The organism is Paenibacillus sp. P32E, assembly GCF_001909085.1.
GTDB classification, from domain to species: domain Bacteria; phylum Bacillota; class Bacilli; order Paenibacillales; family Paenibacillaceae; genus Paenibacillus_AQ; species Paenibacillus_AQ helianthi.
The window spans coordinates 1-12,376 of the sequence record NZ_LVYY01000010.1 but is presented as its reverse complement, the minus strand read 5'-3'; the positions used below and the strand labels follow the sequence as shown (position 1 = coordinate 12,376).

Annotated in this window: 10 protein-coding genes and 1 rRNA gene; 9 read left to right on the top strand and 2 right to left on the bottom strand. The window is 48.7% G+C overall.

The features are described 5' to 3' along the window. Window positions 1-14: 14 nt before the first annotated feature. Window positions 15-1,658: a PucR family transcriptional regulator gene (locus A3848_RS10705; protein WP_074084957.1), complete on the bottom strand. Its 1,644-nt coding sequence runs from the start codon at window positions 1,656-1,658 to the stop codon at window positions 15-17. Window positions 1,659-1,841: 183 nt separating this feature from the next. On the opposite strand from A3848_RS10705, the gene gatC reads away from it, so the two are divergent. The 7 genes from gatC to A3848_RS10670 all read left to right on the top strand — a co-directional run bounded on the left by gatC (window position 1,842) and on the right by A3848_RS10670 (window position 10,256). Then, window positions 1,842-2,129 carry an Asp-tRNA(Asn)/Glu-tRNA(Gln) amidotransferase subunit GatC gene (gatC, locus tag A3848_RS10700; RefSeq protein WP_074084956.1) on the top strand — a complete coding sequence of 96 codons (288 nt, stop codon included), beginning with the start codon at window positions 1,842-1,844 and terminating at the stop codon, window positions 2,127-2,129. Window positions 2,130-2,152: 23 nt separating this feature from the next. Next, complete coding sequence (gene gatA / locus A3848_RS10695; protein WP_074084955.1) at window positions 2,153-3,610, top strand: Asp-tRNA(Asn)/Glu-tRNA(Gln) amidotransferase subunit GatA; 1,458 nt, start codon at window positions 2,153-2,155, stop codon at window positions 3,608-3,610. A 97-nt stretch (window positions 3,611-3,707) separates the two neighbouring features. Further along, on the top strand, window positions 3,708-5,141 hold the full coding sequence (gene gatB, locus A3848_RS10690) for an Asp-tRNA(Asn)/Glu-tRNA(Gln) amidotransferase subunit GatB (protein ID WP_178381968.1): 1,434 nt from the start codon (window positions 3,708-3,710) through the stop codon (window positions 5,139-5,141). A 96-nt stretch (window positions 5,142-5,237) separates the two neighbouring features. Next, window positions 5,238-5,708 carry a GNAT family N-acetyltransferase gene (locus A3848_RS10685; RefSeq protein ID WP_074084953.1) on the top strand — a complete coding sequence of 157 codons (471 nt, stop codon included), beginning with the start codon at window positions 5,238-5,240 and terminating at the stop codon, window positions 5,706-5,708. 41 nt (window positions 5,709-5,749) lie between these two features. Continuing rightward, window positions 5,750-7,675 carry a DUF4097 family beta strand repeat-containing protein gene (locus tag A3848_RS10680; RefSeq protein WP_256702289.1) on the top strand — a complete coding sequence of 642 codons (1,926 nt, stop codon included), beginning with the start codon at window positions 5,750-5,752 and terminating at the stop codon, window positions 7,673-7,675. A gap of 124 nt (window positions 7,676-7,799) precedes the next feature. After that, window positions 7,800-8,231, top strand: a complete 432-nt coding sequence (gene perR, locus A3848_RS10675; RefSeq protein WP_074084952.1) for a peroxide-responsive transcriptional repressor PerR — start codon at window positions 7,800-7,802, stop codon at window positions 8,229-8,231. A gap of 303 nt (window positions 8,232-8,534) precedes the next feature. Beyond that, window positions 8,535-10,256, top strand: a complete 1,722-nt coding sequence (locus tag A3848_RS10670; protein WP_074084951.1) for a glycosyl hydrolase family 18 protein — start codon at window positions 8,535-8,537, stop codon at window positions 10,254-10,256. 127 nt (window positions 10,257-10,383) lie between these two features. Here A3848_RS10670 and A3848_RS10665 read toward each other — a convergent pair whose 3' ends face one another. Beyond that, window positions 10,384-10,749, bottom strand: a complete 366-nt coding sequence (locus A3848_RS10665; RefSeq protein WP_074084950.1) for a DUF2614 family zinc ribbon-containing protein — start codon at window positions 10,747-10,749, stop codon at window positions 10,384-10,386. A gap of 128 nt (window positions 10,750-10,877) precedes the next feature. Between A3848_RS10665 and A3848_RS10660 the strand changes: the two genes are divergently transcribed. Together A3848_RS10660 and A3848_RS10655 are read left to right on the top strand one after the other, a co-directional pair. Next, entirely contained in the window at window positions 10,878-11,753 is an 876-nt protein-coding gene (locus A3848_RS10660; RefSeq protein ID WP_074084949.1) for a nucleotidyltransferase-like protein, read from the top strand. A gap of 401 nt (window positions 11,754-12,154) precedes the next feature. After that, a 16S ribosomal RNA gene (locus tag A3848_RS10655) occupies window positions 12,155-12,376 on the top strand; the annotation flags it as partial.

Sequence of the window (12,376 nt, the reverse complement as noted above, 5' to 3'; positions counted from 1 at the left end):
ATTACAATAAGGGGCTATACATGCCCCTGCCAGAATCGGGACGCACCTTGTCCCGGTTTTTTGGCATATCCGTCCCCGTTCTTCCAGTCTCCTGCTAACTCCAACATTTTAAAAGACATGCCCAGATGCAGCCCAAGCTCAGCGTCTCCCAATTGAATGTCGGCAATTTCCTGGATTTTTTTGATCCGGTATACCAGCGTGCTGCGCTGGATATGAAGAGCTTGTGCAGTCTTGGATTGATTGCAGACATTCTGCAAATAGCAGTACAGCGTTGAGGTGAAGCATGTATTGTACTGGCTGTCATATTCCAGCAGGACAGCCAGCGCCGGATGGCAGTGTGTTCGCAGCTTCTCTACGGAGGTTGAGAGCTCTAGCAGGTCGAAGAGCACATATTTCTCATAGAAATAGAGGACTTCTCCTTTGTGAAGTGTAGAGCCGAGCTTCAGTGCCTTCCGCGCCTGCTGATAGTGTGGGCGGACTTCCGAAAGACAGTTGAAGCGTTGGCTGATGCCGCATTGCAGACTGTGGGCCAATAGGAGTGTCTGCAGATCCTGCAGATCTTCCGGCAGCAAACGTCTGCTGCTGCATCGCGTTGCTGCGGCGATAATGCAGCCTTTATAGATGAGTGTTATGGCTCCGGGCAGAATTTCCTCCAGCTTTTTGCTGAGGAATTGCAGCATGGTATTCTCCCGTTCGTAGTCCCGGATGGAGATGACAAGCATATAGCAGCCACTAGCCTTAGAGGTAGCCGAGGACAGGCGGCTCAATTCCGGAATAGGGTTCGGCAGAGAATCCTTCTCCAGAAGATGATACAGCAGATACTCGTCATATTTCCCGCTGGCATTGCTCAGGAAGCTGTCCTTTTGCATTTCCAGGCTGACCATTTTGCAGAGAACGGCGACAAGCTCATAATCAAATTCATGGAACGGGCGCTCGTATTCGAACACGGAGATAAAAGCTGCCAGCTGGCCGTTGATCCGAATGTTGGAAATCATATAGGCGTAGTTATCGATCTCATGTTCAATGATCAACTGCGGGTAGTCGTTTAGGTTGACCATTTCGAACCGTCGTTTGTTTCGGTACACGTCGTAGCAGGAACTGAACCCGCCTTTGCCGTCATAGGTTGCAAGAAATTCCGCAACGGGTGCATCCTGCTTCAATTGGCGAGGTGTTGCAATAAGAGTGAAGGACATATCGCATAAGGCAAAGGGGTTCTCCAGCATCCCATAGGCTTCATCGAGAAGCTTCTGCAAGTCGCAGCCCTGCAATAACATATTGTGTAATTTTTCACAATTAGTATTATACCTCCGCCAGGCATACAGCAGATCTCTAAGCTCGTGATATACGGCTGCACCGCAGGCGGCATTCCGCAGCAGGATGAGGTTCTTGGCAACAGGCAGGTCGGAACAGCGGTTCAGCGCGTCATTGGCTGCGGCTGCACAGGGTGCGGCATACAGAATATTGATGCAGTCGCTGTCTAAGAGCAGCCCAAGACTCTCTTCGGAGCTGGTGATATAAAGAACTCCGGGATCCAGTAAAGTCAGGCGTTCCGTGTTCAGTTCCACCCCATATATAACGGTACAATCCTGACGGGATACTAGCAATTCAGTGTCATATTGTTCCAGCCTGGAGGAAATGGAGCATAGAGTTATTTGCATCGGAGATCATCCTTTTCACTGTTTTGGCAAGCCGAAGCTATTTCTGATCGCTCCAGTTTAACATGCTGCATAAGCGGTGAATTAGGAGGAAGCGCACAAGCACATTGAATTGTAGAGGCTTCTACAATATAATTAACACGTTATCCGGGCGCTTTAGCCCTTTAAACAGGAGGGATATTTCTAATGAGCATTACCATTAAAGATGTGCAGCATGTGGCCAAGCTGGCCCGTCTGCAATTAAGCCCGGAAGAAGAGGCAACCTTTACTGAACAGATGAATGCGATTTTACAATATGCTGAGAAACTGAATGAGCTTGACACAGAAAATGTAAAGCCGACAACCCATGTATTGCAAGTTAGCAATGTGATGCGTGACGATGTGGTGAAGGAGAGCCTGTCTCAAGAGGAAGCGCTGCTTAATGCGCCGGAAGCTGAAGACGGACATTTCAAAGTTCCCGCAGTTCTGGAATAACTATAGAGAAAGGAGGAAGAATGTTGAGCCTGTTTCAATATCGATTACCTGAATTACATAACATGCTGCACAGCAAAGAGATTTCAGTTAGTGAACTGACCGAACAATCACTGGCTGCCATCGCTGAGCGTGATGGGAAGGTGCATGCATTTTTGACTTTAAATGAAGAGGGGGCCCGCGCTTCGGCGCGGACGCTTGATGACAAGCTGGCTTCTGGAGCAGCCCGCGGACTGCTGTTTGGCCTTCCAGCTGGAATTAAGGATAATATTGTTACCAAAGGGCTACGCACAACATGTGCCAGTCAATTCCTCTCCAATTTCCAGCCGATTTATGACGCCACTGTTGTTTCCAAGCTGCGTCAGGCTGATGCTGTTACGATCGGGAAGCTGAATATGGATGAGTTCGCCATGGGCGGCTCCAATGAAAACTCTTCTTTCGGCCCGGTTCGTAACCCCTGGGATTTGGAGCGTGTACCCGGCGGCTCCAGTGGCGGATCTGCAGCAGCGGTGGCTGCCGGAGAAGTATTGTTTGCTCTGGGCTCCGATACCGGCGGCTCCATACGCCAACCCGCTTCGTATTGCGGAGTAGTCGGCCTTAAGCCTACTTACGGTCTAGTGTCACGATATGGTCTGGTAGCATTTGCGTCATCACTGGACCAGATTGGCCCGATCACACGAAATGTGGAAGACTCTGCTTATGTGCTTCAGGCTATTGCCGGCTATGACGCTAAGGACTCCACCTCGGCCAAAGTTGATATTCCTGACTATCTCAGCTCCCTCACAGGCGATATCTCGGGACTGCGGATCGCTGTGCCGAAGGAATATATCGGTGAAGGTGTAGATGCTTCTATCCGCGACAAAGTACTGTCCGCACTGAAAGTGCTGGAAGACCTTGGCGCAGTGTGGGAAGAGGTCTCTCTGCCGCATACCGAATATGCGGTGGCGGCCTATTATCTTCTTGCTTCTTCTGAAGCTTCCTCCAATCTGGCCCGCTTTGACGGCGTGCGTTACGGTGCGCGCGTGGATGATGGGGGAGGTCTGCTTGATCTGTACCACAACTCCCGCAGCCAAGGCTTTGGAGCAGAGGTTAAGCGCCGGATTATGCTGGGTACCTATGCACTCAGCTCAGGCTATTATGACGCTTATTATTTGAAGGCGCAGAAGGTGCGTACATTGATTAAACAGGACTTTGACGAAGTCTTTAAAAAGTATGATGTAGTCATTGGACCAACTGCGCCAACCACCGCCTTCAAGCTGGGCTCGCAGACGGAAGATCCGTTGACGATGTATCTAAATGATATTTTGACGATTCCCGTAAGTCTTGCCGGTATTCCTGCGGTCAGCATCCCCTGCGGTTTTGCTGAAGGATTGCCTGTAGGCCTGCAAATTATCGGCAAAGAATTTGATGAGAGTACAGTTCTGCGCGTCGCGCATGCTTTTGAACAAAATACAGATTACCACAGAGAGTGTCCGCAGCTGTAAGTGCAGTCTTTGAAGCCAGGACTTCAGAAGCAGGTATTGCATGAAGATACTCACTGGAGTATAGGCTCACAAAACATTTAAGGGAATGAGAATAGATATGGCTAAATACGAAACAGTCATCGGACTGGAAGTTCACGTGGAGCTTCATACCAAGTCTAAAATCTTCTGCGGCTGCTCCACAGAATTCGGAGCTCCGCCAAATACACATACCTGCCCTGTCTGTCTGGGACATCCCGGCGTTCTGCCGGTACTGAACCGTCAGGCGGTGGAGTATGCCATGAAAGCAGCGATGGCACTGAACTGTACGATTGGTGACGTCAGCAAATTTGACCGCAAAAACTACTTCTATCCCGATTCACCCAAGGCTTACCAAATTTCGCAGTATGACCAGCCTATAGGCCTGAACGGCTGGATCGATATCGAGGTGAACGGAGAGACCAAGCGGATTGGCATCACCCGTCTGCACCTGGAAGAGGACGCAGGTAAGCTGACCCACGTTGATGGCGGTTTTGCTTCATTGGTTGACTTCAACCGTGTGGGAACACCTCTGATCGAGATTGTCTCCGAGCCGGATTTGCGCTCACCGGAGGAGGCTCGCGCCTATCTCGAGAAAATACGCGCGATTATGCAGTATTGCGACGTATCCGATGTGAAGATGGAAGAGGGCTCGATGCGCTGTGATGCTAACATCAGCCTGCGGCCGGAAGGCCAGGCGGAATTTGGCATCCGCGCAGAGCTTAAGAATATGAACTCCTTCCGCGGTGTTCTCCGGGGTCTGGAGTATGAACAATTCCGTCAGGGAGAGATTCTGGACGACGGTGGTATTGTGATTCAGGAGACCCGCCGCTGGGACGAAGCTCAGGGCAAGACTTTGTCCATGCGTGGCAAGGAAGAGGCTCATGATTACCGCTACTTCCCGGACCCTGACCTGATTGTGCTGCATATTGATGATGCCTGGAAAGAGTCGATCCGGGCCACCATTCCGGAACTGCCGGATGCACGGCAGAGCCGTTACACCGATCAATATGGCCTTACAGCCTACGATGCGGGTGTCCTGACTTCCTCCAAGCCGCTGGCTGATTTCTTCGAAGGCAGTCTTGCCTTTACTAAGGATGCCAAAGCGGTTGCCAACTGGATGATGGGTGATTTACTGGCCTACTTGAACGGTGGCGGTTTGGAATTGTCCCAAGTGAAAATTACACCGCAAGGACTGGGTGAAATGATCGGTCTGATCTCAGGTGGAACCATCAGCAGCAAAATTGCTAAGACCGTCTTCAAAGAAATGCTAGAGAGCGGCAAGCTTCCGGCGGCAATCGTTGAAGAGAAGGGTCTCGTTCAAATCAGCGATGAGGGAGCGATCAAGCAGATCGTTGAAGCGGTTGTAGCTGCCAATCCCCAATCCGTTGAGGATTATAAGGCGGGCAAACAAAAGGCGATTGGTTTCCTTGTGGGACAGGTTATGAAAGAAAGCAAAGGAAAAGCGAATCCGGGACTCGTAAACACGCTGCTCGCAGAAGTATTGAACAGCTGAATTTACCCGCTTTCAGGGTAATATACATTTGAAGCATAAGCGCTAGGGCTTGTCGGCAACGGCAGGCCTTTCGCGGCATATAAGGGGAATGTGCGGATGAACAAAATAATAAAGCTGGATCTGCAGGACGGGGGTACACTCAGTGAGCTGTGGAGCCTTCAGCACAAGGCTTACAGGCTGGAAGCAGAGATTATAGGGTTCCATGAAATCCCGCCGCTCATGGAGACCAGAGACATGCTGAGCCGCTCAGAAGAACTGTTCTATGGCAGTTTCGATGATCATGGGGATTTAATGGGGGCTGTTGCCGTTCTTGAAGAATCGCCGGGCAAGCTGACAGTGACCCGAATGATGGTGAATCCCGATTTTTTTCGTCAGGGGGTTGCGGGTAAGCTTTTGGAATACATTTTTGATTTATACCAGGACATGGAGCAATTTATCGTATCTACAGGCAAGCTTAATGTTCCTGCTGTTACACTGTATACCAAACATGGTTTTATTCCAGCCGGAGTAGAAGAAGTGGCTCCTGGCGTAGAATTAATCGAATTTCACCGGAACGGCCGGCTTTGATGAACAAGAACCACAGTCCCGATGACAGGAGGAGTCCCAAAATGAGTCCCGAGCACAATGATTCTACTATGCTTCCCATCAAGGAGGAAGGGGAGTATGGTTCTGCCGCGCAGGCAGGAGACGACGTACAGGAACAGACATCGCCTTTGATTCCTCCGCGCCTGAAGCGCCGTCCCCGCCGCAAACGCAAATTCATTGCCGGACTTTTGGCAGCGCTAATCCCGGGCACTGGACATATCTACTTCGGGCTGCTTCGTAAAGGCATTTCTTTTATTTTCATTATTCTGCTGGATATTGCTGCACTGCTCTACTTCTCATCGATCGGCATGCAGATTAATGTTCCACTGCTGATTCTGCTGGCTTTGATGATTCCGGTACTGTATTTCTACAATGTGTTTGATGTGCTGCAGTCGGCAGACCGTCTTTTGCGGTTGCCCGGAGAGCTGGACCCTGAATTGTCCCCTCTCCCGGAAACGAACAGAAAACGGCACCGTCTCGTCAGTGAACCGGGGATTTCGTTTGGGCTGATGCTGCTGCTAGGGGGGGCACTACTCTTTCTTTTCCGGCAAAAACCATCCTGGCTGCAATATTTTATTGAGCATTCTGCTGGTGTAACAATTGCAGCGCTGCTAACATTTTGTGGGATAGGGTTAGCCATCCGGGAGATCACCAAAGGGCTGTCCTGGCAGAACGGCAATGAATTGCGCAGCAGGCGGGTGGGCAGGTACACCGCTTCTATATTGCTGGTATCGGTTGGGATTTTGTTGTTCCTGGACTGGAGAAACGGAACCGATAATATGCTGTTCTTATTGAAATGGTGGCCGATCATAGCGGTATTTTGGGGGATGGAGTATCTGCTCATTTACTTCTCCGCACGGCGCCATGGACAGGGGAGGAAGCGATCCCGTTCAAGAATGGATTTGCGCGGACTGCTATCCGCTGTAGCGCTCGCAGCCTGTGTATTTATGGTCTCAGAACAGGAACATTATTTGCATCTATGGAATAAGGTGAGTCTTAATTTGACCGCTGCAGCTGTGGATTACGGCGAAGCCAAGGGAAGCAAGTTCCAAAAAGCTCCATTCGTGATTCCAGTTGAACTAAGCACTTCCAAAATCACAGTGGATGGCATCAACGGGGATATCCTCATTCATCGCGCACCTGTCGAGGATATCGAAATTGGAGCTACCGTTTGGGTGGATCAACTGGAAGGGGCAGTCGCAGAGGCTATCTCAGAACAGTCCTTTGTAGAAGTAACTGAAGGTTCCAACATCAAGATCACCCCCAAGGGCAAGGCGTATGGAGATTCCGGCAAACGTCAGCCTCGGATGGACCTTGATATCTCGTTGCCTGAAGACCGCCGGTTTAACCTGGAGGTGCGGACGATGAATGGTGGCATTACTTTGCAGAATGTGGAGGCCATAGAGAACATTAATCTGGAGACTGGGAATGGGGAATTGATTCTCCACCGCATTTTTGGCAATGTCAAAGGAAAGACGCTAAATGGTGCGGTTCGTGCCAGAACGGTTCAGGGCACAGTAGATTTGGCAACAAGCGGCGGGGATATGGCAGCCTGGGATGTAATGGGTTCGCTCAAGCTTTCGACTGCTGTCGGCAATATATCGGCAATGGGAAGCAGAGATGAGGTGGACCTGTCCAGCAAGAACGGAAACATGGAGATTAATGGGGCCAGATCGAAGCTGCATGCTGAGTCTCTCAATGGCAAAATCGATGTGCGCTCTTCCGACCTCGGGGGCAACTGGGATATCTATAGCGCTGTGGGGGATATTGATCTGTACCTGCCTATGTCAGGAAATTACACCATGGATGGCTCCAGCGGCTATGGAGACATCATTTCGAATATACCAGAGCTGACCATCGATAAAAAAAACATCTCCGGAGAAGTAGGCACGGGTGAGTTTAAACTGCATGTCGAAGGAAACAGCAACCTAAATGTGAGGAAATATTGAATTAAGTAATTTTTATTATATAATAATGAATATAATATACAGACTGCGTTGACAACATTGAAAGTCCAGTCTTACAATTACTTTAAAGTTATTATTATGTTCTTTACTAAAGGCGGTGGCATTGATGGGTAGTGGCGTACAACATGCATTGGAACAATTGAAGACAACCGGTGTCCGTATTACGCCCCAGCGTCATGCGATTCTTTCGTATTTGATGGAAGCAATGAATCATCCAACGGCGGATGATATTTACCGCGCGCTTGAGCCGCAGTTTCCGAGCATGAGTGTAGCAACGGTTTACAATAACCTCAAGATGTTTATGGAAGCAGGTATGGTTCGCGAGCTAACCTACGGTGATAATTCCAGCCGTTTTGATGCTAATGTGTCTGATCATTATCATGTGATCTGCCAGGAATGCGGCAAGATTGAGGATTTCAGCTATTCATCGCTGCATGAAGTGGAACTTCGTGCCGAGCAGGCAACAGGGTTCAAAATCCATGGTTTGCGTATGGAGCTATATGGAGTCTGCAAATGCTGTGGCGAGAAAGCGCATTAAATCTGCATCGTGTGAATTTCTTTAACGTGAGGAATCCGGTATCGGAATCCTCGCGTTTTTTCGAAAATATAAGGATTTATATGTTTCACACTATAAATCATCCTTCGATTTCTCGCTGAAACGGATACTGTCCTTAGCAGGACGGTATCCGTTTCTACTTGATTTACAATGACTTTTTTCATGCGTTCCTATCAGATAAGACCAATCCTTCCAGCAGATTTACGCAACCAAAGAGTCTGAGATAGCGTATACTTAAGATTGGTTCACCGCATTCTAATTCTACTAGTGATCTGGAGGTACATTTTGAATACAAGACAGAGACAAAGACGCGTCAAGAAACGCGGAGGTCTTTTTCGCCGTTTATTAGCCCTTGTCATCATAGCCGCAGCAGCTTATTGGGTAGTTTTCTATGTCTTGCCGAACCGTCTGCACACCGATCCCGATTGGAAAGGGCTGGAACAGCCTGTTTTCGTCAAAGGAGAGCTGACCGACTATTCCGCTTCAGGTACCGGAGATACGCTGCTTTTGCCGCTTCCGCTGCTGCAGAAGTATGTAGATTCATCCATCCGTTATGAAGAAGAGACCAAATCCGTTATTTTATCTACAGACAATGAGCTTTTATATATGCAAGAAAATACAACTGCTGCCAGTCTGAACAACAAACCGCTTCAGCTTCGTCTGGCTCCAGAGGAAAAGAACGGAGTAACCTACCTGCCAGCGGACACGCTTGAAAACTTGTATGGTTTTGAGGTGGAAGAGGACAAGGATACCGGGGCTGTTCTTTTGATGACTGCTGGAGAAACGGTCCCGCTTGGTAAAGTCAAGGGTGAAGAGGGCGGGAAAACAAAAGCTCTGCGCAGTAAGGCGACCGTCCATGCTCCGATTATTGCCGACATGTCCCCTGGAACCGAGGTGAGAATTTGGAAATCGGACAATGAAAAATGGCTGTATGTGCAGATGAGCAGCGGATTCGCGGGCTATGTCAAAGCAAATGATATTATCAAGAATGGGGAGAAGAAAGTCGGTGTGAAACCGGTCACTCCCTCGCGCGCGGAACGCAGCTGGAAAGGCAAACCGGTGAATCTTTTCTGGGAAGCTGTATATGAACGTAAGCCCAACCCGGCCAAATTCGGTGACCTTCCCGGGGTCAATGTTGTCAGTCCTACCTGGTTCGAAATTGTCGACACCAAAGGGAATGTGCGCAGCAAAGCAGACAGCGCCTACGTCCAGTGGGCCCATAAGCAAGGGATGGAGGTTTGGGGGCTACTGACCAACAGCTTTAATGCTGATCTCACCACCCAGGCGTTATCAAGCTATGAGAAGCGGATGAATACGATCGTGCAGATGTTGGAATATGCTGATCTTTACGGTCTGGATGGAATAAATATTGACTTTGAAAATGTCTACACCAAGGACGGAGAGAACGTTACGCAGTTCATGCGGGAGCTGAAGCCGATGGCTCAAGCCAAAAATCTCATTGTTTCTATGGATGTCACTCCAAAATCAAACAGTGAGATGTGGTCGCTCTTTCTGGACCGTAAGGCACTTGGTTCAGTTACAGATTTCCTGATTGTCATGGCTTATGATGAGCATTGGGCGTCCAGTCCTACCGCAGGTTCTGTTGCTTCGCTTCCATGGGTGGAGAAAGCTGTAAGCCGCATCCTTGAGGAGGACGACGTTCCTGCGGAGAAGCTGGTTCTGGGTATTCCTCTGTATACCCGTATCTGGTCGGAAACCAAGGTGGATGGAAAAACCAAGGTTAGTTCCAAAGCTGTCAGCATGAATGCCGTTCAGGAAATCCTTGCCGAAAAGAAGCTGACACCTGTGCTGGATAAGAAATCAGGACAGAATTATGTGGAGTATACGGAGGATGGAATTCTTCGCAAGATATGGATAGAAGACAAGGTGTCGTTAAAAGCGAGGGTTGAACTGGCTCAATCATTTGGGCTGGGTGGCATAGGTTCCTGGAACCGCAGCTTTGCCGTTCCGGAAGCGTGGAAAACGTTGCAGGAGATTAGCGAATAGACAGCATCTATTGTAGACATAGCACAGGGGTTCCCTTAGGGAACCCCTGGTTTTTTATAATAGTATCTGTACTTACTTAAAAGAAGAAGAGGCAAGGTTGGCCGGATTCATGCAGCAATATGACTCGCTAATGTTTTAACTGCTGCCCTTCAAGTTGCTCTGCAGTGATCGTTGCTTGTGCGGGGTCCATCGTGAGGATGGTATGGCAGAACATACAACGGTCCGTTTTTCCCAGCATTTTAGTCAGCTTGCGGCATTCTGGACATTCTACCTGGACTGCACTCGTTGAAAGCATGCCGGCCCAAAAATAGATCGCCAGACTGGCCATCATGGAGATCAAACCAATGACAAGGCCGATTGCAGCAACAACCTTTCCGGCCGAACCCCAGAATACAATACCCGCTGTTCCCAGGATCATTAGACCCATTCCGAGCATGGTAAGCAGCAGTCCCCAAGTGCGAAAAGCATTGATTTTAGCCGATTTAAATTTCATGAGTATTTGCTCCTAACTGAAATATAGTTCGGTTGTCCAGGAGGAACTGATATGAACATGTAGAATATTAATATTTAAGAGAATTATAACTGACAGACGCAAATTCGCCAAATTTGATGGAGGGAAGCATGGAACTGTCCAATTTGACCTTGTTTAGTGGAGAAACATTTGACGAGAACGTCCTTGGCGCTGTAGCTCTGCATCAGACCGGCAATGCTCCGGTTCAGAGCGCGCTTCTTCATGATTTTGATGTGGTAGTACTAATGCTGCATGAGGAGCAAGAGAAGGAACGTATTATTACCCATACGATAGCCGGAGAGCGGCGCACACAGTCAGTGCATGTCGGCCTTTCTGCTCTGGAAAGAGCGGTAATGGCTGGAGATAATAATGAACTGCTTACCAGTCTCATAGCGGGTGAAGTCATTTGGGACCCCAAAGGAATTCTAGGCGAAATGCGCCGGGAAATTATACAGTTTCAGGGGCCGCTCAAGGAACGCATACTGTTCATGGAGTTTTCCAGGTTTCTGCATATGTATGTGAAATCCAAGCGGTATATGGAAGCAGGCTTTACAATGGATGCCTACAACTGTGTATTGATTGCTTTGTATCACTGGGCACGTCTTGAAGTTAGTGAGGCAGGTTGTTTTCCTGACCCCGCAGTCTGGGAGCAAGTAAAAGGCCTTAATTCGTCCGTTCATAAGCTGTATGAGGAGCTGACTGTCAGTACTGAGACGCTGGATCAGAGAGTGGAGCTCATTCTGCTAGCCTGCGAATTTGCCATTATGTCCAAGATGTCCGATTGCTGCACCATATTATTGAATATACTCGGCAGTCGTAAGGAACCTTGGAGTGTAAAAGAACTTCTGCAGCATTCGGGACTTAGTCAACTTGGCGCTGAACTGCCTCTGGTGTTGCGTAAGCTTGTATCCCGTTCACAGATTAGGGAGATTGCTTCTTGGGCCGAGGAGGCCGGAGATGGTCACACAGTACGGTACACCTTGTAAGTATAAAAGAAAATCACACATGGATTAAGGAGAGGCAACCTGCTCTCTTTTTTTTGTTGATTTTTTTTGCATGAGATGAGCAATAGAGGGAATATTTATAGTTGACGCTTATGTTAATGTTGTGTTAAATTATAACTCGTCCCTCTGACGCAGGTAATAAGCTTCAAAGCATGCGGAAGACAACCGAAAAAAAGAAATTAAAAAAAGGTTGACTAAATCGAGGGTGCTATGATATATTATAAAGGTCGCTGCTGACAAGCAACGGCGAACGGAAATGAGAGTTTGATCTTTGAAAACTGAACAACGAGTGAGTGGGATTTCACACAAGTGAGATCCAAAAATAGAGAATATTTTATTCTCGTCAGATGTTTCAAAATGAGCAATCGCTCTTTCTAAATACCAATTTGGAGAGTTTGATCCTGGCTCAGGACGAACGCTGGCGGCGTGCCTAATACATGCAAGTCGAGCGGAGCTTATCCTTCGGGATAAGCTTAGCGGCGGACGGGTGAGTAACACGTAGGCAACCTACCCTCTAGACTGGGATAACTACCGGAAACGGTAGCTAATACCGGATAATTCCTTCACCCTCATGGGCGAGGGATGAAAGGCGGAGCAATCTGCTA